The 23,536-nt window shown below is 43.3% G+C and carries 21 protein-coding genes; 8 read left to right on the forward strand and 13 right to left on the reverse strand.

The window, feature by feature from the left end:
• Positions 1-5 precede the first annotated feature (5 nt).
• Genes T497_RS0110050 through T497_RS0110060 form a run of 3 tightly spaced genes read left to right on the forward strand, consistent with a single transcriptional unit; the run spans position 6 to position 3,120 of the window.
• The gene (locus T497_RS0110050; protein ID WP_028515501.1) at positions 6-1,019 is read left to right on the forward strand and encodes an L-threonylcarbamoyladenylate synthase; all 1,014 of its coding nucleotides are present in this window, start codon (positions 6-8) and stop codon (positions 1,017-1,019) included.
• Entirely contained in the window at positions 1,016-1,663 is a 648-nt protein-coding gene (gene coaE / locus T497_RS0110055; RefSeq protein ID WP_028515502.1) for a dephospho-CoA kinase, read from the forward strand. The genes T497_RS0110050 and coaE overlap by 4 nt, the downstream gene beginning before the upstream one ends.
• A gap of 53 nt (positions 1,664-1,716) precedes the next feature.
• Positions 1,717-3,120 (forward strand): aminopeptidase, encoded by a 1,404-nt coding sequence (locus tag T497_RS0110060; RefSeq protein ID WP_028515503.1) that lies wholly within the window; start codon positions 1,717-1,719, stop codon positions 3,118-3,120.
• Between the two features lie 288 nt (positions 3,121-3,408).
• Here T497_RS0110060 and T497_RS0110065 read toward each other — a convergent pair whose 3' ends face one another.
• The 5 genes from T497_RS0110065 to T497_RS0110085 all read right to left on the reverse strand — a co-directional run bounded on the left by T497_RS0110065 (position 3,409) and on the right by T497_RS0110085 (position 10,177).
• Positions 3,409-4,347 carry a LysR family transcriptional regulator gene (locus T497_RS0110065; RefSeq protein WP_028515504.1) on the reverse strand — a complete coding sequence of 313 codons (939 nt, stop codon included), beginning with the start codon at positions 4,345-4,347 and terminating at the stop codon, positions 3,409-3,411.
• A gap of 310 nt (positions 4,348-4,657) precedes the next feature.
• The gene (locus T497_RS0110070) at positions 4,658-5,263 is read right to left on the reverse strand and encodes a DUF308 domain-containing protein (protein WP_028515505.1); all 606 of its coding nucleotides are present in this window, start codon (positions 5,261-5,263) and stop codon (positions 4,658-4,660) included.
• A 1-nt stretch (position 5,264) separates the two neighbouring features.
• Positions 5,265-8,021, reverse strand: coding sequence for a transglutaminase-like domain-containing protein (locus tag T497_RS0110075; RefSeq protein ID WP_028515506.1), 2,757 nt, complete (start codon positions 8,019-8,021; stop codon positions 5,265-5,267).
• On the reverse strand, positions 8,021-9,214 hold the full coding sequence (locus T497_RS0110080) for a DUF58 domain-containing protein (RefSeq protein WP_028515507.1): 1,194 nt from the start codon (positions 9,212-9,214) through the stop codon (positions 8,021-8,023). The genes T497_RS0110075 and T497_RS0110080 overlap by 1 nt, the downstream gene beginning before the upstream one ends.
• Positions 9,215-9,223: 9 nt before the next feature.
• A complete protein-coding gene (locus tag T497_RS0110085; protein ID WP_028515508.1) occupies positions 9,224-10,177 on the reverse strand; it encodes an AAA family ATPase in 954 nt (317 codons plus the stop codon).
• Between the two features lie 443 nt (positions 10,178-10,620).
• Here T497_RS0110085 and T497_RS17590 point away from each other — a divergent pair, with 443 nt between their 5' ends.
• The 5 genes from T497_RS17590 (at position 10,621) to T497_RS0110110 (ending at position 16,657) form a co-directional block, all read left to right on the forward strand.
• The gene (locus T497_RS17590; RefSeq protein ID WP_051530618.1) at positions 10,621-11,598 is read left to right on the forward strand and encodes a cell wall hydrolase; all 978 of its coding nucleotides are present in this window, start codon (positions 10,621-10,623) and stop codon (positions 11,596-11,598) included.
• Between the two features lie 110 nt (positions 11,599-11,708).
• Positions 11,709-12,059: an arsenate reductase family protein gene (locus tag T497_RS0110095; RefSeq protein ID WP_028515509.1), complete on the forward strand. Its 351-nt coding sequence runs from the start codon at positions 11,709-11,711 to the stop codon at positions 12,057-12,059.
• Between the two features lie 141 nt (positions 12,060-12,200).
• Positions 12,201-14,180, forward strand: a complete 1,980-nt coding sequence (locus T497_RS0110100) for a DNA gyrase/topoisomerase IV subunit B (RefSeq protein ID WP_028515510.1) — start codon at positions 12,201-12,203, stop codon at positions 14,178-14,180.
• 11 nt (positions 14,181-14,191) lie between these two features.
• Positions 14,192-14,416 (forward strand): hypothetical protein, encoded by a 225-nt coding sequence (locus tag T497_RS0110105; protein ID WP_028515511.1) that lies wholly within the window; start codon positions 14,192-14,194, stop codon positions 14,414-14,416.
• Positions 14,417-16,657: a DNA gyrase/topoisomerase IV subunit A gene (locus T497_RS0110110; RefSeq protein WP_028515512.1), complete on the forward strand. Its 2,241-nt coding sequence runs from the start codon at positions 14,417-14,419 to the stop codon at positions 16,655-16,657.
• A 44-nt stretch (positions 16,658-16,701) separates the two neighbouring features.
• Here the strand turns inward: T497_RS0110110 and T497_RS0110115 are convergent, their stop codons facing one another.
• The 8 genes from T497_RS0110115 to T497_RS18090 form a co-directional block, all read right to left on the reverse strand.
• Positions 16,702-17,676, reverse strand: coding sequence for an aldolase catalytic domain-containing protein (locus T497_RS0110115; RefSeq protein ID WP_028515513.1), 975 nt, complete (start codon positions 17,674-17,676; stop codon positions 16,702-16,704).
• 180 nt (positions 17,677-17,856) lie between these two features.
• Positions 17,857-18,672 (reverse strand): putative ABC transporter permease, encoded by an 816-nt coding sequence (locus tag T497_RS0110120; RefSeq protein ID WP_051530619.1) that lies wholly within the window; start codon positions 18,670-18,672, stop codon positions 17,857-17,859.
• 3 nt (positions 18,673-18,675) lie between these two features.
• A complete protein-coding gene (locus tag T497_RS0110125) occupies positions 18,676-19,347 on the reverse strand; it encodes a lactate utilization protein (RefSeq protein ID WP_028515515.1) in 672 nt (223 codons plus the stop codon).
• Positions 19,348-19,413: 66 nt separating this feature from the next.
• Positions 19,414-19,941, reverse strand: coding sequence for a ribosome hibernation-promoting factor, HPF/YfiA family (gene hpf, locus T497_RS0110130; RefSeq protein WP_028515516.1), 528 nt, complete (start codon positions 19,939-19,941; stop codon positions 19,414-19,416).
• A gap of 141 nt (positions 19,942-20,082) precedes the next feature.
• Entirely contained in the window at positions 20,083-21,444 is a 1,362-nt protein-coding gene (locus tag T497_RS0110135; RefSeq protein ID WP_028515517.1) for a penicillin-binding transpeptidase domain-containing protein, read from the reverse strand.
• Positions 21,441-22,733, reverse strand: a complete 1,293-nt coding sequence (locus T497_RS0110140; RefSeq protein ID WP_028515518.1) for an FtsW/RodA/SpoVE family cell cycle protein — start codon at positions 22,731-22,733, stop codon at positions 21,441-21,443. The genes T497_RS0110135 and T497_RS0110140 overlap by 4 nt, the downstream gene beginning before the upstream one ends.
• Entirely contained in the window at positions 22,723-23,142 is a 420-nt protein-coding gene (locus T497_RS0110145; RefSeq protein WP_028515519.1) for an FHA domain-containing protein, read from the reverse strand. The genes T497_RS0110140 and T497_RS0110145 overlap by 11 nt, the downstream gene beginning before the upstream one ends.
• A 222-nt stretch (positions 23,143-23,364) precedes the next feature.
• Positions 23,365-23,536 (reverse strand): transposase (locus T497_RS18090; RefSeq protein WP_196243036.1); only part of this gene is annotated, 172 nt, incomplete at its 5' end.

The following is a 23,536-nucleotide window of genomic DNA, read 5'->3' on the forward strand; positions in this document are numbered from 1 at the left end:
TTTTTATGGATACAGTTTTACTAAATAACAAGGAAAAAGACCTTGAAATAGCTGCTGAATTTATTAAAAAAGGCGAGATAGTCGGTATACCTACAGAGACTGTTTACGGTCTGGGTGCAGACGCTTCCAACGAAGCTGCTGTGCGCAAGGTCTTTGAGGCAAAAGGCAGGCCTGCCGATAATCCGCTGATAGTACATCTTGCAGATTTTTCACAGGCTGTTGACTACACATCAGCTATACCTGCTCTTGCGTACAAGCTTGCTAAGCGCTTCTGCCCGGGACCTCTCACAATGGTACTTCCCAAAAACGACAGGATACCCATGATAACCTCAGGCGGACTTGATACAGTAGGAATCAGAGTGCCCTCACATCCTGTAATGCACAGGATAATAGAGCTCTCAGGCAGACCTATTGCCGCTCCGTCAGCCAATACATCGGGATATCCAAGTCCTACATCTGCTGACCACGTCATGCGTGACATGAACGGCAAAATAGCAGCTGTAGTTGACGGCGGAAGCTCTGAATTCGGCGTTGAATCAACAGTCATCTCCATTGAGGGAGAGAGCACTGCAAGGATACTCCGTCCGGGCTGTGTTACAAGAGAAATGCTCCTTGAAGTATGCGATGAGGTCATAATCGACCACGCTATACTCCACGAGCTTGAAGCAGGGCAGAAAGCCGCTTCTCCCGGAATGAAGTACAAGCACTATTCGCCAAAGGCAGATATAATCATGGTCGAGGGCTCGCTTGAAGGATTTATCTCCTATGTGGGAGCTCATAGCGGCGACGGCGTGTATTCGCTTATTTTCGATAATGACAGGGATAATTTCCCATACAGATATATGACCTACGGTAAAGACAGCTCTCAGCAGGCACATCTTCTTTTCCAAAGACTGCGCGAGCTTGACGACATAGGTGCAAAGGTAGTCTATGTTCGTGCTCCCGAAACAGAGGGAGTAGGACTTGCAGTATATAACCGCCTAATCAGGGCGGCAGGATTCGAGGTGATAAGGATATGAACAGTCTCAACGGAGTCATGGTCGTTGGTCTGACAGGTCAGACAGGGGCAGGGAAGAGCACAGTCTCAAAGATATTTGCCTCCAACGGCTTCACAGTCATCAACTGCGATCAGGTGGCTCGCAAGATAGTAGAAAAAGGCACAAAGTGTCTCGACGAGATAGCTGACCTTTTCGGTTCTGCTGTTATAAATGAGGACGGCACTCTCAACAGACGCGGTCTTGCAGGCATTGTTTTCTCTGACAAGTCCAAGCTTGAAGCACTTACCACTATTACATATCCTTACATCACAGGCGAGATACTCCGACAGATAAGAGTTCACTCCATGAAAGGTGAGAAGCTCATACTTCTTGACGCTCCAACACTTTTTGAGAGCCGAGCAGATGATTTCTGCGAGATAATCATATCCGTACTTGCAAATGCGGATATACGTGAAAAGCGTATTATCGCCCGCGACGGACTTACAGTGGATCAGGCTCGCAGACGTATGAATTCTCAGCTTGATGAGGAGTTCTTCAAGAGCCATTCCGACTACATAATCCACAATAACGGCAATATGGATACAGTCAATGGCATAGCATGGGAGGTATCAGGCAAGATACGCGAGCTTTACAAAAGCAAGCAGACTCCGATGAAGGTGCAGTAATTCAGCCGTAAATGGCTGTTATACAGATTTTTCTGCGAAAGGAGAGGTTTTTAATGGCAGAAAAAAAGAACGAAGCTAAGAAGCTCAAGGAAAAGCTTCTTATCCAGCGTAAAAACGCTTATCATCTTGTTTCGGACAAGGATATAAAAGCCTGCGATAAATTCTGCGAAGGCTACAAGGACTTCATGAACAAGGCAAAGATAGAGCGTGAAGCAGTTATATATTCTATAGAGCTACTTAAAAAGAAGGGCTTTGTTGAATTCAAGGCAGGCATGAAGCTTAAAGCAGGTGATAAGATATACCGCAACAACCGCGGCAAGTCTGTTCTTGCGGCTGTAATCGGTACAGCGCCTATCACAGAGGGCGTAAGACTTTGTGCAGCTCATATTGATTCCCCAAGACTTGACCTCAAGCAGAATCCGCTGTATGAGGACACAGAGATGGCTCTTTTCAAGACTCATTACTACGGCGGTATCAAGAAGTACCAGTGGACCACCATTCCGCTTGCGCTTCACGGCGTAGTTATCAAGGCTGACGGTACAAGCGTTCCTGTAAATATCGGTGAGGACGACAGTGATCCTGTATTCTGCGTAACAGACCTTCTGCCGCACCTTGCAGCAGCACAGATGCAGAAGCCTCTTGCTAAGGGTATCACAGGCGAGCAGCTCAACATAGTGATCGGCTCACGTCCGTTCAAGGACGACGAGGAGAGCGGCTCTGTAAAGCTCAATATAATGAATATCCTCTTTGAGAAGTACGGCATCACAGAGGCTGATTTTATATCATCAGAGCTTGAAGCAGTTCCTGCATTCAAGGCAAAGGATATCGGTTTTGACAGAAGCATGATAGGTGCTTACGGTCACGACGACAAGGTATGCGCATATCCTGCACTTGTAGCTACAGCTGAGTGCAAGAAGCCAAAGCATACAGTAGTTACTATACTTACTGACAAGGAAGAAACAGGCAGCGACGGAAACACAGGTCTCCGTTCTGCATATCTTGAATATTTCGTAGCAGATATTGCTGAAAATATGGGCAGCGATGCAAGAACAGTCCTTTCTGCTTCACAGTGCTTGTCCGCTGACGTAAACGCTGCATACGATCCTACATTCCCAGAGGTCAACGAGCGCAATAACAGCGCATATATTAACCACGGCGTAGTTGTTACAAAGTATACAGGCGCCCGCGGCAAGGCTGGCACATCAGATGCTTCTGCTGAGTTCACAGGACGTATAAGACGTCTTATGGATTCAAAGAATGTTATCTGGCAGACAGGCGAGCTTGGCAAGGTAGACGAGGGCGGCGGCGGCACAGTAGCTGCTTATATCGCTAACCTTAACGTTGACACTATCGATTTGGGAGTTCCTGTGCTTTCAATGCACGCTCCGTATGAGATAGTATCAAAGCTTGATACCTACATGGCATATAAAGCTTTTGAGGTATTTATGGCTGACTGACATCAAAGCCCTCGGCAGCACCGAGGGCTTTTTTATAAATAATTACATTTTGGAAATATATACTTAAATATTACTTATCAACAATCTATATACTGCAATTAATTATTTATATTTGCAATAAGTATTGCACTATGCTATAATAACATATGGAAAGTCATTCTTTCATAAATGACAATCTCATATCCCCTTATTAAGAATGAGAACCTCCCCCCTAATGGCTCTCATTCTTTTTTTTTCGCAAAAAATCCCCGATCAAAGACGGATAGCCGTCTGATCGGGGTATTTATTTTATATTTCCAGACCTTCTATTTTGTCTGCGTATTCATAAACGGTTCTTATACAGTCTGAAACAAGAGCGTTGTTTTCGCTTGCTTTGCGGTAGATTATCATATCTCGGTTAAGATTGTTCGCGTATGAGCATTTTCTTGTAACAAGCTCGTTGAATCTGAGAATGCTCTGAGACATGGGAGCAACCCACATATAAGCATTCTTTACAGTCTTGAGCATACTTATCTGTGTACCTCTGTCGTAGATAAGGATACGCTTTGTAGAGCGCTTTTCGTCGTAATCCTGATTGATAGCAGCACGGCGAACCATTTCAGGCTCATCATCACCGTGGATTATCTCGGGATATTCTGAAAGAAGCTCATAGGGAACATCATCGTATTTAGCAAGAGGGTGCTTGTCGCTCATTACTATCTGGAGAGGGAACTCCATAATCGTTCTGCCTACCAGATTACGGGCTTTAAGACGGCTTTCTATCATTTCCGCATATGTGCTCGGAACGCGGATAAAGCCGACATCGTATTTGCCTGCGCAGATATCCTCGAGGACCTTAGCAGTGCTTGTTTCCATGACATGAACTTCGATCTTATCGGTCTTGTCGATGTATTTGCTGATAAATTTTCCAATAGCCGCAGTTGCGTAGGTCGAGCGGGCAGCAGCGACCTTGAGCTTCATTTCGTTATCAGGAGTCTGAGCATAGTCTCTTTCGAGGCTCTGCATTTCGTCAACGATAGTCTGAGCGCGTGCAAGGAACTCCTCACCCTCGGGAGTTAGTATCATACCGTTGGGAGAGCGGTTGAATATCTGTATACCCAGAGAAGCCTCAAGCTCTTTCAGGGCGATACTTATATTAGGCTGAGCCTGATAAAGCTTCTTAGCTGCCTTTGTAATACTGCCTTCTCTTGCAACGGCAATAACATATTCGAGCTGCTGTATTTTCATAAGCAAATCCTACCTTATTCTTATTCATAGTAAACTATATAAATATTATATCACTATATAAATGAAATTGCAATACCAAATTTCACAATAATATAATTTAAGCTGAACACAATAAATTAAGCTTGTTATTTCAGTGGTACAAATCTTTATATATTTTTCTTTTTCTCAAATGCACGGCATAAAAAAGCTTTATAAAGGTACTTTTGAGAAAACATCGAATATAATTGTATCATAAAATCATTGATTTGTCAAAGCTTTATTAAGCTTTTGCGAAAAAAAGAACTGCCGATCTCTCAGCAGTTCTTTTTGTTTATTGAAGCTTCGGTGTATTATCATTATCAGGTACATCATGACCGACTGTATCAATTATATCGTCATATTTCTTAGCAGCTGATGTATTGCTAACAACTCCGCCGTTGCGTTCATTGATGACATAAGCCACATAGAAGTTGAACAAAGCATAGCCTATCAGGATTATACCGACGATGATACGGATAATATTTCCGCCTTTGAATGGATCAAAAATGAGAAATACCGAACCGATAAGAAGAATAATTCCGAAAACCAACTGGAATATCTTAAAGCCATTTTTCATTTCCTTGGTCAGCGCCTTTATGATCTGAACAATTGCGATTATAAGTATGATAAAACCTACAATAATTGATATATGAGCGCTTATTACCTTCGGGAGACACATGATGAAAAGTCCTATTGCTGCGCCTATACCACCGACAGGGAGAAGTGAACCGTCTCCCTGTGTAATACCGCCGAGTCCTGTCAGGACGCTTCCTGCGACGATTATTCCGCCTATGATATAGAACGTCCATGAGATAACATTAGGGAAGAATGCAAAGCATACGCCGCATACTGCAAGAAGTATGCCCTTGACGATATATCCTGTGTTGTCTATCTTCATATTATTCCCCCTTTACAAGGACTTTGAAATACATAAGCCTGAATTTCTGGTATTTATCGGCTTTCTGATAAATAGAATCTGCAAGGTCGGTCAGTATTTTCTCACATTTTTTAATATCATCTTCACTTGGAGTCTCATTATTGAAGGCTGCTCCAAGTGCGATATCTGTGACCTTTTCAAAACCGCCCTTTTCAAAGTAGATATCACCGTGCCATTTTTCGACATCGGCAGCGAACTGTTTATAATTTCCGTATTCGCTTCTGAGATTCAGCTCAGCAAGAAGCTTCTCCGCATATGAATACATATATCTTATTCGTGTTCGGGTATCGCCGTTTTTGAAGTGCTTTTCCCGCATATTAAGTATAAAAGATCTTCTGATGCGTATCAGCATTACTATCGCAGCGATAAACAGAACAATAGCGAAGATATCCTTTAAGAATCCGGGAATATGTATACCCTTGCCGCCCTTACCGCCCTTTACAACAGTCGTTGCAGTAACATCTGTGCCTGTTGCGGTAGTTGTTGTATGTGATGAGGTGAGCGCGGTATTCTTTGTTGTACTCGATAGGGAAGTATTAGTTGTTGTGGTTGTTGAACCGGACTGAGTTGTTGTTGACTCAGTAGGCTTTGTAGGCTCAGGAGGTACATCCTGCTGACTGTAGCCTGCGGTAAACTCATATGGTATCCAGCCAACGCCGTCGATATAGACCTCAGCCCATGCGTGGCTCCTGTTGTCCTTGACGTCAATTGTTATTGAATCGTCATTGTTTACTTTGCCGCCCTTTATGTCGTTTTCCACAAGGATATATCCTGTAGCGTAACGGGCAGGGATACCAGCCATTCTTGCAAGTATAACGCCTGACGAAGCGTAATGAGTACAGTACCCCTTATGTGTTTCAAGCAGGAATGTCTTTACAAAGTCGCGTGAGGCAGGTGTTACGCCTGGTTCAAGCGTATATGTGCTGGTAGCCGCCATTTTTACTCTTATGTTATTGAGTATTTCAAATATTTCTTCAGGCGTGTTATCATGTTCAACATCTACAAGGTCGCTGTAAGCCTCTCTGACTTCTTCCATGTCCTTATTCTGAGGAACATCGAGGTAGTTTTCGTAAACGAACTTTTTATAACTGCTCTCCAGAAGCTCAGCCATGATTATATTGCCGTGCTCATAAAGATAGGAGGTATCAGCAGGGAGCTCATAATCTATGTTGAAATAGTCCTCATAGTCGAAAAGGTCGTTATCCTTGCAGTACTTGACGACCTTGTCCTTCCACTTTGTATCTGTTATGCCCGAAGCCGAGAAAACAGTTCTGTTTGGAGAGGAAATGGCGTTATTCGCTGCGTTTAAAGTGAATTCGCCGTTTTTGCCCTTGCTGAAAAATACGTCCATGCCTTCACCCAGCAGGACCTCGATATTATCGGGATTTGTAGGAACGAATTTGTATGAGGTCTCGCTCTTTTTCTCAGTTTCAGGGAAAATAAGTGTATCATTTTCGTATTTTATCTTGCCGAAATCCTCAACTCCATATGGAGAGTATACACGGCGCTTTTTTCTTGGGCTGTTTTTTATCCAGATAGTGTTCTTGTCGTCTTTTCTTTTTATGTACTGTCCGAAGATAGCAGGGAAGTTCTGGGGCGAAATGCCGTATTCCTTAAAATCATCGAACATCTTGTCCTTGTATTTTGACGACGGGAGCTCGAACCATTCGTTGTCGTGATAAAGGGCACGAATTTCGTTTTTTAGGTATAAGGCTCCTGATATCGGCTTTTCGATAGTAACTGTAAGGTCGGTTACGTTCTTGTAGCGTACATGGTCGCTGGTTCCGAGCTTGTGGTTCTCATAATCAAGGTTGAAACCGAAAGCGTTAGTCAGATTTGCGATACTTTCGCCAAGATTATGGAAAGAGAAGTTTTCTACAGCGTCTGTAATATCACGGCGCTTCTCATTTATAGAATCACTTCTTTTATAATGTGTGATATTAAGGTAGCAGTTTGCAAGAACTGCCACTATCATAACAGAAGCGATAACGAACATACCGCAGCGCTCCGTTACCTTTAGCTTCATGTGCCGCTTGGGGAAGAACAAATTGTTTTTTCGGACGAATCCGCTTTGTCCGCCTGAATATTCGCCGACGTCAATAGTTGACATAGCAAGTATGGCAAGCCAGTACGAGATGCACATGATTCCCCAGAATACAGGCATTTTTATACCGTTGTACAAGCCTATTTCGAGTATGGGGAAGGTCACCATAAGGGGCAGAACAGGGTTCGGTCTGCAAATGGTGAAATAGCATAGCACAATAGCAAGAAGCCATATATAGAAGACAAAAAGCGTTGTTACAGATGTAACTTCAAGCGTCTTCTTCAAAGCCTTATAATAGTTGAGCTTTGAATCAAAAGCTTCCTTATATATAATATTGTATACGAACTTAAAGCCGAGAACTATTTTTTTCGATTTCCGATACGCAAAAAACAAGAATCCCAGCACCGACAGCAAATATGCTCCGAGAGCCTTTCCGCCTTTAAGCGCAATAAGTATATGAAACGCTGCAAAGCAGAAAAACGCAGCAATTACTGTGCTCTTATTATAGCGGAAATGGAACATTCCGAGAAAAGACATTATAACGGACAGCATACCGATAATAGTAATAGCTGCCGCATAGAATTTTCTCATGCTCGGGTGTTTTTGTTTTACGGACATTACTATGCTGTCGCTTATATTAATGCCGTTAGTGTTTTGTATGTTCTTTCTTTTCATTATATATCTAAATCCTTTATTGAGGCAGATATTCTGCCGACTACGACAGGTATAACGTTAAGTGAAGAATAACCGCCGCCTAAAGAAGCGGTTTTTTCGATATCGTCAATGATTATTACAGCGTTCTTGAGGTCGGCTTCGACCTCCTCGTCAATACTGTCAAGCAGCTTTTCGTCAAAAGCAGAGCTTATATATGTAAGTGAAGCAAAGGAGAGACCATCATTCTCCGTAAAGTAAACATCAGGCTTCTGACAGACGCGAGTGCAATCTACCGAGGATATAAGCGCCTTGACAACTGCCGAAAGGTCTGCGGAGCTTGTTATGCTGTACTCTGCAAAGCGATTCTGCGAAGCATTGAAGAAAACTGCCGAGTGACATCTTTCGTTGTCCAGCAGGAACTGCGAGATAGAAAGAAATGTTTCGATAAGAGTATCTATCACAGGCAGGGCAACATTATTCTCCGAATAGCATTTCAGGTCAAGGAACAGCATACAAGGAACATCTATCGGGAGACTGTAATCCTTTACGATAAAGTCGTCCTTTTTTGAACTGAGCTTCCAGTGTATGCGGTTGAGCTTGTCGCCTGCGTTGTATTCACGGAGATCAAAAACCTCCGACGGATCGTCGCCTGCGCGGTGTTCTGAGAAAAGATCGCTTTCTTCGTTCACACGGTCACTGTAATGAACGACACCGCCGATATCATGACCTTCAGGCATGATAGTGACTTCTGTATGTACATTGCTTGCCGCCTTGAATTTGAATATCCTCAGCGGATCATAAATATTGAGATACAGTGTTCTTATTTTAATAGTACCGCAGAACTTGGAGTTCAGCTGAAATGTCACGCGCTGTGAATTTCTCGGCTGTATGGGCAGAAACAGGTCAAAGGAAGAAATATCATTGCTGAATGTGTTGTAGTATTCTACCTTTGCCTCAGCCTTACCGATAGGGAAAATGCTCTTGTTGGTAACGACCAGTTGAACAGGGAAGTCCTTTGACTTAACAGCGTTTTTGTCCTTTACGGCAAATTCGACCTTTATGCTGCGCTTTGTTATTAAAGTTGTGACAAACATAATGATAGGCAAGGCTATCATTACGATAAGAAGTACAAGTGCAAAGTCCCATATATATAGTATATAGAAGAGTGCACATATGATTATCAGAGCGATGAACAGCAGCTTTGTGAGTATCATGCCGCCGCCTTACTTTTCGCCGATACCCGGAACAGGAACTGTTCTGAGAATTTCCGTGATTATATCAGAAGCAGATGTATCCGAGAGCTTTGCCTTTGAATTGAGCATTATACGGTGCTCAAATACATCGTTGCAGATATATGAGATATCTTCGGGGATAACATAGTCACGGCCCATAGCTACTGCGATACCCTTTGAGAGCTGCATAAGAGCCAGAGTACCACGGGGGCTGACGCCAAGCTTCAGCATAGGGTGCTTACGTGTAGCAGCAGAGATAGAAACGATATACTCGTAGATCCTGTCGTCGATGTAAATATTGGAAATATACTCCTGAAGCTCGGTAATAAAGCTTGCGTCCGCAACAGGCTTTACATTCTCAAGCGGATTGTCGTTGTGCTTAGCTTTAAGGATAGAGACCTCACCACTGAAATCAGGATAGCCCATGCTGAGCTTTATCATGAAACGGTCAAGCTGTGAATCGGGAAGATTATGAGTACCTGCCGAGCCGATAGGATTCTGAGTAGCGATTACGGTATACGGCTCAGGGAGCTTATATGTATTACCGTCAACGGTAATGCTCTTTTCTTCCATGAGCTCAAGAAGAGCAGACTGAGTCTTGCTTGATGTACGGTTTATCTCATCGGCGAGGAAAAGATTGCAGAACGCAACGCCGGGGCGGAACTCGAATTTTCCGTTGCTCTTATTATAAACGGAAAAACCCGTAACGTCCGAGGGGAGTACATCGGGAGTGAACTGCATACGGTTGTGTTCAAGAGAAAGCGCCTTTGAAAAAGCAAGTGCAAGAGTAGTTTTGCCAACGCCCGGGATATCCTCGATCAGGATATGTCCCTTACACAGCATAGCAAGCAGTGCCTTGACGATTATAGCGTCCTTGCCGATAACGGCTTTTTTTACTTCTGCGATTACAGAGTTTATTTGATTTGTATAATAAGTCTTGTCCATATTGTTTCTCCTATGAATTTGTTTATACTATATTATTATAGCATTAAACGCTGACATTTGCAATAGCTCTCTGTATATTTTTACATGAGTTGTTTGTAACTGTTCAGTTACCAAAATTATGATTGTAAAATGTCGCGAAATGGCGAAAACAGCGTAAAACAGAGAGTTTAATTTTACTCTGATATACAGAAAAAGAAGCCTTCTTGTTACTGTTTTGTAACAAAACGCAGTTAAAACTGAATTATTATTAATATTTTATTTACAGATAGTCCATTAAATCTCCATATAATATGTGCACATTTACTCCGAGTCAATAAATACCGTGGAAAATATTAGCCACAAAATGGAAAAAATCCTAAAAGTATTGCCATTTCGAGGAAGATGTGTTATCATATCAACAGCCCGAAAAAATTGAAAACACTTTTTCAGGAAAGGATGAGTTGATGGGTAATCTCAAAGCCGCAGCGTTAGCATGCGGAGTAGTTGCTTCAGTTTTGGGCGGAGGAATCGGAGTTGGATATATTACATCTTCGACCGTAAGTACATCTGATATAGTTAGTGCGGAGGGCACAGTGGCAAATGCTATGAGCGCTGTTTCAAATACAGCGGCTGAGCTTTCAGTAATGACCGAAAAGGCAACTGCAAACAAAGGAACAACCACCAAGAAATCTTATACAGTCGAAAAGTCGACGGCTGCAAGCAAAAAAACAAATGCTGCACAGGAAGGCACAACTTCACTGTACGGTATAGAGGTAGCTACAACAGCTGCTCAGATTTCAAGATCGGTGCCCGCACCGGCTCATGCGCCGGCTGCAATCACACAGCCTGCTACACAGGCATCTACAACTGCTGCAATAGTAGCAAGAGCTACAGAGGCAGTTAAGGTAACTACTGCAAAGCCTGTAGTTACAACAACATTGATGACAACAACAACGACTGCTACCACCACGACCACGATGGTAGAAACAACAATTGCTGCAGAAGAATACGTTGAACCAACAACCGAAGCTCCGCAGGAAACAACAGAGACTTATGTTGAGCCTGTAACAGAGCCTGTAGTGATCGATGTTGAAACAGAAGAGGACTCATTGCCTATAACCGATGAAGAGTACATACTCCTTTGCAACGCTGTTGCGCACGAAGCAGGCTGCAATTGGATCTGTACTGAGGATAAGGCAAAGGTAGTAGAAGTGATTATGAATAGAGTTTCTTCTCCTAAGTTCCCGAATACGATTTACGGTGTAATCACACAGCCGTATCAGTTCTCGGGTTCAAGTACATACGCAAACTTAAACACATACAGTTCTCACGTTACACAGAGCGTGAAGGACGCGGTTACTCTTTACTTCAAGGAAAATGGATCCTTTACTCAGGGTTACATTGGTTTCTGGGGTGACGGTTACAGTAACCACTTCTATTAATTAATAGTATCAAAGCAGCCGGTATACAGTCGGCTGTTTTTTTATTGCATAATAAGTGCCGATGTGGTATAATATATTAAAATTATTTTAGACCGAAAAGGAGAATTGATATGAAATTTTTTTGTTATCCGAAGTGCACTACCTGCCAGAAGGCAAAGAAATGGCTCGATGATAAGGGCGTATCCTATGAGCTTAGAGACATCATGGAGAATAATCCCTCAGAGGCTGAGCTTAGAGAATGGCACAAAAACAGCGGACTTCCGCTAAAGAAGTTCTTCAACACCAGCGGTCTGCTCTATAAATCTATGGAGCTGAAAAACAAGCTTCCTGATATGACCGATGACGAGCAGATAAAGCTCCTTGCCACAGACGGTATGCTCGTTAAGAGACCTATACTTGTTGACGGCAAGAAAGTCCTTGTAGGCTTTAAGGAAAAGGAATATGAGGAGCTTCTTTCTTAACCCTATACTAATCTGAAAAGCAGTCTTTGTGGCTGCTTTTTCAGTATATCGGGAAATTATTGCTGCGGACTTGCTTTTTTGAAAATTATATGATATAATAACTTTTGTATGCATTAAAACGTGACCGAAAGGCAGAGGATTATGGCTAAGAAACAAGACTACGGCAATGAAAGTATTACAATGCTAAAGGGCGCGGACAAGGTTCGTAAGCGTCCTGCGGTTATATTCGGCTCTGACGGCTTAGACGGCTGTGAGCACTCGATTTTTGAGGTCATCTCAAACTCCATTGACGAAGCCCGTGAGGGTTATGGTAATAAAATAGTCATTACTCACTACAGGAACCACGATATCGAGGTAGAGGACTTCGGACGCGGCTGTCCTGTTGACTTTAACAATAACGAAAAAAGGTATAACTGGGAGCTTGTCTACTGCGAGCTTTACGCAGGCGGTAAGTATGACGATTCGGCTGAATCCTATGAATACTCCCTCGGACTTAACGGTCTGGGACTCTGTGCAACGCAGTTTGCCTCTGAGTTCATGGACGTCGAGGTAGTTCGAGACGGCTTCAAGTACAATCTGCACTTTGAAAAGGGCGATAATGTAGGCGGTCTGAAAAAGGAGCCTTGCAAGAAAAAGCAGACAGGTACAAAGACTCGCTGGCGTCCTGACCTTGAAGTTTTCACAGATATAGATGTATCCGATGAATATTTCTGCGATATCCTTAAACGTCAGGCAGTTGTAAACCCTAATATCCTGTTTGTATTCCGCTCTGAGAATGAGGCAGGCGGCTTTAACGAGCAGGAGTTTATCTATGAAAACGGTATCACAGATTACGTTACAGAGCTTTCTGCGGACAAGAATCTGACCTCCATACAGCACTGGACTGCCGAAAAACGCGGACGTGACCGTGAGGACAAGCCTGAATACAAGGTAAAACTGGACGTTGCTGTTACATTCTCAAATAAATTCAAGCTCACTGAGTATTATCATAATTCAAGCTTCCTTGAGCACGGCGGCTCTCCTGAGGACGCTGTAAAGCGTGCCTTTGTAGCTCAGATAGACAGCTATATCAAGTCCATAAACGGCTATCAGAAAAACGAGGGCAAGATAACCTATGCCGATGTTGAGGAGTGTCTCATACTTGTTTCTTCCTCATTCTCAACTCAGACTTCATATGAAAACCAGACTAAAAAGGCTATAACCAATAAATTTATCCGCGAAGCCATGACTGAGTTCCTCCGTCATCAGCTGGAGGTATATTTCATTGAGAATCCAGATGAAGCCCAGAAGATAGCCGAGCAGATACTTATAAACAAGAGAAGCCGTGAAAACGCAGAAAAGGTTCGTCTCAACGTAAAGAAAAAGCTTACAGGCACTATCGACCTTGCCAATATGGTTGAGAAGTTCGTTGACTGCCGTACAAAGGACGTTTCACGCCGTGAAATTTACATCGTGGAGGGTGATTCGGCTCTCGGTTCTGTAAAGCTTGCAAGAAATGCGGAGTTTCAGGCTATTATCCCTGTCCGCGGTAAGATACTCAACTGCCTTAAAGCTGAGTATTCAAAAATATTCAAGAGTGAGATAATCACCGATCTTATCAAAGTCCTCGGCTGCGGAGTTGAAGTTACCACCAAGGCTAACAAGGAGCTTTCCAACTTTGATATCAACAACTTCCGCTGGAGCAAGATAGTTATCTGTACCGATGCGGACGTTGACGGTTTCCAGATAAGAACTCTTATTCTTACCATGCTCTATAGGCTCACACCTACTCTTATCGAGCAGGGATATGTTTATATCGCGGAGTCTCCGCTCTTCGAGATAAACACAAAGGAAAAGACTTATTTTGCCTATACAGAGCAGGAAAAGCAGAGGATCCTTGAAATGATAGGCGATAAAAAGCACACTATACAGCGCTCGAAAGGTCTCGGTGAGAACGAGCCCGACATGATGAGCCTTACAACTATGAATCCCGATACAAGACGTCTTATCAAGGTAACCGCCGATGATATTACAGAGTCCGCAGAGGTATTCGAGATGCTCCTCGGTGACGACCTGCAGGGACGTAAGGACTATATCTCAGAATACGGCGCAGATTATCTTGAGCTTGCGGATATAAGCTAAGGAGCTGTCCTATGAAAAAGATCAGAATGACAAAATGCCGTTTCTGCGGCGGAACTGAATTTATAACAGGATATCAGAACTTTTACGGAGCTGTTTACAGTGCTGACAGCCTTATGCGCTCCACATCGCTGTATCATACTATCTGCCGTGACTGCGGCAGTGTTGTAAGGTCTTATGTAAAGGATCCCGAAAAGCTTCTGAAAAAGAGCGAAAGACGTAAAGAAGGAGAAGAATAAATGCCAAGGAAAAAGGAAACTCCCAATAAGCAGCCTGTTTTCAAGCATGAAGCTTATATAGAGGGCTCGGGAAGCGTTGTTGATGAAAAGATTACAGATACGCTGAAAAAGAACTATATGCCTTATGCCATGAGCGTTATCATCTCCCGTGCACTTCCTGAGATAGACGGCTTCAAGCCCTCACACAGAAAGCTTCTCTATATGATGTACAAGAGGGGACTGCTCAGTCCTGATAAGGAGCGTTCAAAGTCTGCTAACGTTGTCGGTGAGACCATGAAGCTCAATCCTCACGGCGATCAGGCTATATATGAGACTCTTGTCCGTATGACGCGAGGAAATGAGGCTCTTTTGCATCCTTATATTGACAGCAAGGGCAACTTCGGCAAGCAGTATTCAAGCAAGATGCATTTTGCCGCTCCGCGATATACTGAGGTAAAGCTTGAAAAGATATGCAACGAGCTCTTCCGAGATATCGATAAGGAGACTATAGATTTCGTACCTAACTACGATAATACCATGCAGGAGCCTACTTTGCTCCCTGCAACATTCCCGACAGTCCTTGTAAACTCAAACACAGGCATTGCCGTATCAATGGCAAGCAATGTGTGTCCGTTCAACCTTGAGGAGGTATGCGAGACTACTATAGCTCTCATGAAGGATCCCGAGCATGATATAATCAGTACACTGAAAGGTCCTGATTTCCCGGGCGGCGGACTTATGCTCTATGATGAAGCAGAGCTGAACAAGGTCTATGAAACAGGACGCGGCAGTATAAAGGTACGTTCAAAGTACAGCTATGATAAGAGCGCTAACTGCATAGAGGTAACTGAGATACCTTATACGACCACTATCGAGGCTATTATCGAGAAGATAATCGACCTTGTTAAGCAGGGCAAGATAAGAGAGATATCATATATCCGTGACGAAACTGATATCGACGGACTAAAAATCGCTATCGACCTGAAGCGTGGAATCGATCCCGATAAGCTCATGCAGAAGCTTTATCGTCTTACTCCGTTACAGGACAGCTACCCATGCAACTTCAATATACTTATTGCAGGCACTCCAAAGGTAATGGGAGTTCGCGAGATACTTATCGAGTGGACTGCTTTCCGTGAGGAGTGCGTTCAGCGCAGGACATACTATGATCTGCAAAAGAAAAAGGAGAAGCTCCATTTGCTGGAGGCTCTCTCGAAGATACTTCTCGATATTGACAAGGCTATAAAGATAATCCGTGAGACCGAAAACGAAGCGGACGTTGTGCCGAACCTTATGATAGGCTTCGGTATTGACGAGATACAGGCTGAATATGTTGCAGAGATAAAGCTCCGCAATATCAATAAGCAGTATATTCTCCGCCGTATCGAGGAGGTCGACCAGCTCAAAAAGGATATCGAGGAAATGGAGGATATTCTCCGTGATAAGAAGAAGATACGCAAGATAATCATTAATGAGCTCCGCGACGTTATCAAGAACTATGCTCAGCCAAGAAAGACTATGTTCTACTATCAGGCTGACGTTGAGGAAGCCGAGGAGATTGATGATACTCCTGATTATCCTGTTAATATCTTTGTTTCCGACAGCGGCTACTTCAAGAAGATAACTCCTCAGTCTCTCCGTATGAGTAACGAGCAGAAGCTCAAGGAGGGAGATTTCATCAGCCAGAGCTTTGATGCTACAAATAAGACAGAGCTTGTATTCTTCTCGGATAAGGCTCAGGCATACAAGTCAAGAGCAAGCGCCTTTGATGATACAAAGGCAAGCGTTATGGGCGATTATATCCCTGCAAAGCTCAGCTTCGACGAGGGCGAGAGCCTTAAAATGGTAGTCCCCACTGTTGATTACAGCGGATATGTCATATTCTTCTTTGAAAACGGCAAGGTAGCAAAGGTTCCGCTGAAATCCTATGAGACCAAGACTAACCGCAAAAAGCTTGCAAAGGCTTATTCCGAAAAATCTCCACTGGTGGCTGCAATATTCATTGCAGAGGACAGCGACATACTTCTCAGGACTACCAGCGGTCATGCCCTTGTATTCAATACAGGAATGATACTGCCCAAGTCTACAAGAGATTCACAGGGTGTACAGGTCATAACTCTCAGAAGAAAAGCTTTGCTTTCATCGGCTTCGCTTATAGCTCCTGAGGAGCTTCCTGAGCTTGAAAAATACCGTTCAAAGAGCGTTCCTGCCGCAGGCAAGCCTGCTAAGGAATTAGGAGACAGCAATCAGCTCACATTCTGATAAAATAAATGCCCGAAAGCTTTTGCTTTCGGGCATTGTTTTTATTATTCCTGTGAGATTATCTCCTTGTAGAATTCAGCGAAGTCCTTACGCTTATCCTTTGTGAACTGGATAGCTGTTCTTGGGTGCTGATTGAAAAGACCTGTGAGGAGATACTGGAGATCATAGCCCCATACAGCGCCTTCCTCGCGGAGCTTTTCCATGTGTTTCTCAATGAACTGGAATACAGGATATACATTGTACTTTGGATTTTTGAGGAAACCGAGAAGAAGCTCCATTGCGCAGTTGCCTGCGCCTCTGCCCATTGATGAGTATGTAGCGTCAAGCCAGTCAACACCGTCGCCAACAGCTTCAATTGTATTTGCAAAAGCAAGCTGCTGGTTGTTGTGAGCGTGGATACCGACCTTTTTGCCGTATTTGTCTGCTGCTTCAAGGTAAAGGTTTGCTATCCGTGCCAGCTGCTCGGGGTAGAGTGCTCCGAAGCTGTCAACGATATAGAATACATCAACAGGGGACTGTCCGAGAATGTCAAGAGCTACTTTAAGGTCACCCTCCTGGGCATTTGATATTGCCATGATATTGCAGGTAACTTCATAGCCCTTCTTCTTAGCATCTTCTATCATATCAACAGCAGTTGGTATCTGGTGGAGGTATGTTGCAACACGGATAAGGTCGACAGGGGAGTTCTCACGCTCAACGATGTCCTGCTTGTAGTTGCAGCGTCCTACATCAGCCATGATGGCTATTTTGAGGTCAGTGTGGTTCTCGCCAACTATAGAGCGGATATACTCATCGTCGCAGAACTTGCATGGACCAAAATCCTCGACTTTGAACATTTCCTTGTCAGCTCTGTAGCCGAACTCCATATAATCAACGCCTGCCTTGATATTGGACAGGTAAAGGTCTCTTACGAACTCATCAGAAAATCTGAAATCGTTTACAAGTCCTCCGTCGCGGAGAGTAGCGTCTACAACTCTCACATCTGATCTGTAATTCATCAGCTTAGATATCTCTTTCATATTTATCCCTCTTTCACAAAGTAAACTGTAACGCTTTTAAGCTTTTGAGCTTTAAAGCGATTTGCTTCTTTGTATAGTATATCACACATTTTGTACTTTGTCAAATACTTTTTTGAAGTTTAAGAATGCAAATTTTTATGTAAAATAACAAGGGACTTTGCAAAAAAGTCCCTTGTTAATTCAATGTTTGTTTTTACGGAGCTCCTCGAGCTGTTCCTTAAAGCTTTTAATGTTTATGATATCAAGCTGAGGGAATGCTTTGGAAAGACGTTTAAGAGTAAAGCTTCGTTTCTCATGGATCGCCTTGTACTTATCCCTGAGCTCTTCGAGCTTTTGTCTGTATTCTGCATTGCGTTCATCGAGCTCACTTTTCTTGTCCATGACGTGTTCTACACCCGTAAAGATCTTTTCGCCTGTTTTATCTGATATCTTTCTCATTTCAGCGGATATTCCTTCAAGAACCACAAGTCTTTGCTTGATATGGATTATTGCCGCAACAGTGATTATGGTATCGCTGATGAAACCTATAAGTATCACCGTTAAGATAACGATACCGAAGGCAGAGGGGATATCGCGGACAAATTTAACAGTAAGAGGGTGTATAAGTCTGACGGTAACAAGGCAGGCGACTCCCCATAGAAGGGAGAATTTAAGACATATATAGCCTTTGAGGTTGAAACGTTCACCTGAGTAATCCCACCATTTCTGCGAAAAAAACTTTTCCAGCAGAAAGCCTGTAATAAGTTCAAGGAACGTTGTCAGCAGAACAGAGCCAACATAAAGAACAACAATGTTCTCCTTGATAGGTTCAAGGGCGAAACAGACGAGTATCACCCCAAAGCCGTATATAGGACAATACGGACCGTTGAGAAAGCCGCGGTTTATGAACCTGCCATGTTCTACAGCCTGATAAACGACTTCAAGGCACCAGCCTAAAAAGGCGTATATGACGAAATAGCCTGCTGTTCGGCAGATAGCAAGGGTAGTATCGTTCATATATTAATAGCCCAGCTCCTCGCCGACGATAATGACCTTGATACGTCCCTTATGGCGCTGATGTGCGGAGATAAGATAATTACAGCATATTCTGCCGTCACTGCCGCAGCCGTCATACATCTGAGAGCACGACTTTGTAAGAGAGACGCATTCGCCCTTTTCCTTACAGTAGGTATCACAGTTGAGACGGACGCAGTTAGGCGGTGCAGCCTCGCGCTTAACACGGAGCTCTGCTTCCCTGAGGTCTTTAACTATTTTATTGTAGCCTGCGATAATGATAACAGACTTTGGTCCGAAAGCTATTGCGGCGATACGGTTGCTGTTGCCGTCAACATTATAAAGAACGCCGTCCTCGGTGATAGCGTTTGAGCTTGAAATATACACATCTGCGAAAAAGGCTTTTCTGTAGAGCTCCACTACTTCCTCGGGAGTATTTACCTTTGCGCGGTCAAGGTATTTATACTTTGGCGATTCAAGGAGTGATTTAAGTCCTATCTCGCCCATAGTCATCGTGCCGCCGTTTGTGATAACGTCGCCCTCTTTTAAGAGAGATTCAACGATAGGACAGACATCGGCGCTTGTTTCGGCGTAGTAGAATTCCATATTGTTCTTTTTGAGGTTTTCGCCTGTTTTATTTATCCTTTTTTTGATTATTGATTTTTTATTATCGTCCATGATCTTTACTCCTTTATAAATTTAATATGCGGAACATAACGTTCCGCATATTATTTCAATAATTAATTAAGCGTTGTCAGGCTCAAGTACAGCGTAGTTTCCGTCGTCACGCTTATAAACTACGTTTATCAGACCTGTCTCTGCATTTGTGAACATAAAGAACTCGTGATCCAGCATATTCATCTGGAGTATAGCCTCGTCGATGTCCATAGGTCTCATCTTGAACTTCTTGTGCTTGATAACCTCATACTCGACTGTCTCGGGTACAGGATAAGCGAAAGCCTCCTTGAAAGCGGCGTCTTTAAGCTTCTTCTCGACCTTGGTCTTGTTCTTGCGGATCTGTCTGATTATCTTGTCGATAGCGTCATCGAGGGCAACATACTTGTCCTCGGCAGACCTTTCTGCACGGAAAATAATGCTGTTATATTTTACTGTGAGCTCAAGAACTATCTGAGTCTTGATCTCAGAAATTACGATTTTTGCATCAGCGTCCTCTCCAAAGAATTTTCCCAGACGGGAGTCGATTCTCTTTTCAGCATACTCTGTAAAGTTTGTTGGAATCTGCATTTTCTTAGCTGTGATAGTTGTTTTCATATTGGTCCTCCTTTTTGCTTTGTAAAAACAAAGCATAAGTTTATGGTTATATTATACCATAATAAATCGTAGTATACAATAGAATTTTATTAATTTTGTTTAAATGCACAAAGAGTTTTCCATAATTTGTTTGTTTTGACATCAATAATTGTTTTTTAAATTATCAAGAAGCACCTGCGCAACTTGCTCTGTGGTGAGATATCCGCTGTCTTTATCCTCGATAAGAATACAGAATGCGATAGGGAATGAAGGATCGTCAACAAAGCCCACAAGAAGCGAATTTTCCTTTGCGCCCTCGTCTACCTGAGCAGTTCCGCTCTTTACGCCGACCTTATATCCGTTTATCAGATATGCATATCTGTCTGAGCCGTTGGTCAGCATTATCTGTTTTACGGTTGAAGCTGTGCTTTCGGAGAAAAGCTTTTCGCTGTAGTGAGTTTTTGCTTTTTCTTTTTCGTGTCCGTTGAGGTCTGTCACATGGTCGATGAGGTAGGGCATAGTCATTTTGCCTGTACCGTTGGCAATGGCGCTCTGCCACATCATGAGCTGAATCGGACTTACGAGGGTATCGCCCTGACCGATACAGCCCCACTGTGTGCGGAATTCGTAGGAATTTTCGAGAGTTGTGGATGCTGTCTCGCACTGTATACCGTTGATGTCGATATAGGTAGGCTTGCCGCCGTTAAGAACATAGCCCATTTTTTCGTACTGCTTCTTGACCTTTTCAAGAGGCATATCATTGTCCTCAATAAGCTGTGCAAAGAACGGGTTACAGCTGTTTTCAAATGCTTCCTGTATATTCTGAGTACCGTGACCGTAAATGTTATGGCAGTCAATGTCATTTCCTGTCTTGTTGGTATATTTTCCGTTACAGGTATAGCTTTTGGAGAAAAGCTGAGCACTTCCCATTATTTCAACAGCTGAAATAACTGTAGATACCTTTTGTGTCGAACCTGGAACTGTTCCGTACAAATTCTTTGATAAGAGAGTGCCTGATTTGAAGTTTTCAAGTCCCTCATAGCCTTTAGTAACGTCAAGAGAGGGGAGACTTGTGCAGACGAGGATTTCGCCCGTTTTGTAGTTATAAGCCGATACACAGCCCTCCATATAGCCGAATGAATTGAAAACAGCGCGGTTGGCTTCGTGGTTGAGAGTCGTGTAGATAGCGGCTTTTCCGCCCTGTTTTTTCAATCCGTCAGAGAAGCTGTAGTTGTTAAGCTTCTGGAGATTGCGTGCGACAAGAGTATTCTCCATTTGTCCCTTGTCATCACCGATGAGGTTGCCTACGTCGAGAAAATAATTATCGGGATAGGAGCCCTGTCCTGTGCCGTCAAAGAGTACATCGCCCTTGCGGTCATAAACGAAGCCAAGCTGATGTGTGTCGGAGTTCATCATGTAGAAATCTGCTTCGTGGTTTATTTTTAGTACAAGAAACGCCATACCTGCAATGAAAAGCATTATGATAAGGCTGATTATTCGCTGAGTTCTTCTTATGCTCTTCATTCCTGCCACCTCCAAGTCGGTACGTCCGCTTCTTTCTTCTTATGCTTGGGTTCTTTGAAGGAAGGGGACTGTGCAGCCATAAGCATTCCAACCATGAATCCGCTTACCATGAGGGAGCTTCCTCCTGCGGAAATAAACGGAATCGTAACACCTGTAAAGGGAATAAGATTGCATGAGCCGAAGATATTAAGTCCCATTTGAACTATGAGAGCCGCGCATACACAGGCTGATATAGTACCGTGATAGTATGAACGTGCGGGATTTACAAGGGGAACGGAGGTCATGACGAGAATAGCGAATATCGCCATAAGTGCGTAAATAAGTCCCCATTCTTCGCTTATTGTAGCAAATACTATATCGTTTTCAAAGGCGAATACGTTTGAAAGGAAGCCTTTTCCGGGACCTACGCCGAACCAGCCGCCCTTGGCAATAGCGATAAGCGCCTGTGACTGCTGATAGCCGTCGCCTGTCTTGTCGCTCCATATGTCAACATGAAGTCTGTGCTGAACGTACTCGGGAGCGTACTTTAAACCGATAAGAACGAATACTATTACAAGGGCGATAACGCCTATAAGCTTCTTTTTTGAGAATTTAGCCTTTGGATAGCATATCCTGAGAAGAAATCCTGCGGCAAATATGCTTAAAAATGTTGGGAGACTTCCGTAATCGTGGGATTTTACCTGTATAAGGCATACTATTGCTGTAAGAGCTAAAAGTGCGAGATTCTCATAGACAACACTGAAAGTAAGTATCTTGTGCTTCTTCTGCTGGTCGGCAATAGATGTAGCACAGGCGAGTATGAACAGCGGCTTTGCGAACTCTGAGGGTTGTATTGCGAAGCTGCCAATCCTTATCCACATATCCTCGGGACTGGTGAATACAAGGACTATGAGCATTACAAAAATAACTCCGCCGTAGATATATGGCTTTTTGTCCTGTAGGAGCTTGTGATTCCTGCAAAGGATATAGCCTGCCTTGCATGAAGCAAGGCAAACGATACAGGTTATGAGGTGCTTTACGTCAAAACCAACCTTTCCGAAGCAGGATTGGAAGATAAAGCTCATATTAAGTACAAGTATCAGCAGAAAATCCAGAACGTATGATGTCTGCTTGAAAAGCAATATCACTACAAAATAGGAAATATCAAGAATGAGAACTGCTGCACCGAGAACTGCAACATCCCTTACTTCGGTGTAGTTTCCGTTGAAATACACATTCAGAAGCATAGCTATATGAGCTATAAGTACAAAAATGCATGAGAAAACATATGCAACAGGGTTAGCGTACACGTTCAGACCTCCTTTTTCTGAAAATCAGTCGGCGGTTGCCGAGAGTAATGAGGTCGTTTTCGTGCAGAACAGCCTCGCGGACCATACTTCCGTTTACAAAGAGTCCCGATTTGGAGCCCATGTCATGTATAGTCCATACGCCGTTTGAAACTGTCAGCATAGCATGGTATCTGGATACAGACAGGTCGGGGAGTCTGATATCCGCTGAGGCATGACGCCCGATAAGAACTTCGTCGCAGCCTAATTCATAGGTGATGTTCTGTTCGGTCAGTACCATATCGTGAGATAATTCATGCCACGTTTTCTTTGATGACCTGCGCTCACGGTAGGCTGTCAGAAGCAGAACGAATATGCAAACATCAAGTGCAGCGGCTGCTGCAATACATAATATCGTATCAAGTGATTCCAAAAGAAAACCTCCGATCAGATAATGTTATTTTTTTATCACTGATTTATATTATATCATAAATCAGCAGGGATTTCAACAAAGCAATCATAACCACCACTGAAGTGGTGGTTTGCACAGCCCCTAAAAGGGGCGAATACAGGCTCACCCACTAAAGTGGGCACTGAAGGTTTGACATTGCATTACTATCTCGAGCAGCCGCTTCAAGCGGCTGTTTCTTTTTGCTTACTTATTCTTACTACCCGTAAACGGGTCAATGTACTCTTTGAATGTTAGCTGATCTGCCATGCAATCTTCTTCTGTTTGATTCTTTATGTATTCTCGTATGACTTTTTCATTTCGTCCTACCGTATCTACATAGTATCCTCTGCACCAGAAGTGACGACTTCCATATTTG

The organism is Ruminococcus flavefaciens MA2007 (assembly GCF_000621845.1).
Taxonomy (GTDB): domain Bacteria; phylum Bacillota; class Clostridia; order Oscillospirales; family Ruminococcaceae; genus Ruminococcus; species Ruminococcus flavefaciens_E.

Bases quoted from the DNA above. Each gene is read 5' to 3' on its own strand.
- T497_RS0110115 (WP_028515513.1), bottom strand. From the start codon at position 17,676: ATGAAAGAGATATCTAAGCTGATGAATTACAGATCAGATGTGAGAGTT.
- T497_RS0110085 (WP_028515508.1), bottom strand. From the start codon at position 10,177: ATGGACAAGACTTATTATACAAATCAAATAAACTCTGTAATCGCAGAA.
- T497_RS0110120 (WP_051530619.1), bottom strand. From the start codon at position 18,672: ATGAACGATACTACCCTTGCTATCTGCCGAACAGCAGGCTATTTCGTC.
- T497_RS17590 (WP_051530618.1), top strand. From the start codon at position 10,621: ATGGGTAATCTCAAAGCCGCAGCGTTAGCATGCGGAGTAGTTGCTTCA.
- T497_RS0110075 (WP_028515506.1), bottom strand. From the start codon at position 8,021: ATGAAAAGAAAGAACATACAAAACACTAACGGCATTAATATAAGCGAC.
- T497_RS0110060 (WP_028515503.1), top strand. From the start codon at position 1,717: ATGGCAGAAAAAAAGAACGAAGCTAAGAAGCTCAAGGAAAAGCTTCTT.
- T497_RS0110095 (WP_028515509.1), top strand. From the start codon at position 11,709: ATGAAATTTTTTTGTTATCCGAAGTGCACTACCTGCCAGAAGGCAAAG.
- T497_RS0110110 (WP_028515512.1), top strand. From the start codon at position 14,417: ATGCCAAGGAAAAAGGAAACTCCCAATAAGCAGCCTGTTTTCAAGCAT.
- T497_RS0110125 (WP_028515515.1), bottom strand. From the start codon at position 19,347: ATGGACGATAATAAAAAATCAATAATCAAAAAAAGGATAAATAAAACA.
- T497_RS0110070 (WP_028515505.1), bottom strand. From the start codon at position 5,263: ATGAAGATAGACAACACAGGATATATCGTCAAGGGCATACTTCTTGCA.
- T497_RS0110065 (WP_028515504.1), bottom strand. From the start codon at position 4,347: ATGAAAATACAGCAGCTCGAATATGTTATTGCCGTTGCAAGAGAAGGC.
- hpf (WP_028515516.1), bottom strand. From the start codon at position 19,941: ATGAAAACAACTATCACAGCTAAGAAAATGCAGATTCCAACAAACTTT.
- T497_RS0110080 (WP_028515507.1), bottom strand. From the start codon at position 9,214: ATGATACTCACAAAGCTGCTGTTCATCGCTCTGATAATCATATGTGCA.
- T497_RS0110105 (WP_028515511.1), top strand. From the start codon at position 14,192: ATGAAAAAGATCAGAATGACAAAATGCCGTTTCTGCGGCGGAACTGAA.
- T497_RS0110135 (WP_028515517.1), bottom strand. From the start codon at position 21,444: ATGAAGAGCATAAGAAGAACTCAGCGAATAATCAGCCTTATCATAATG.
- T497_RS0110050 (WP_028515501.1), top strand. From the start codon at position 6: ATGGATACAGTTTTACTAAATAACAAGGAAAAAGACCTTGAAATAGCT.
- T497_RS0110100 (WP_028515510.1), top strand. From the start codon at position 12,201: ATGGCTAAGAAACAAGACTACGGCAATGAAAGTATTACAATGCTAAAG.
- coaE (WP_028515502.1), top strand. From the start codon at position 1,016: ATGAACAGTCTCAACGGAGTCATGGTCGTTGGTCTGACAGGTCAGACA.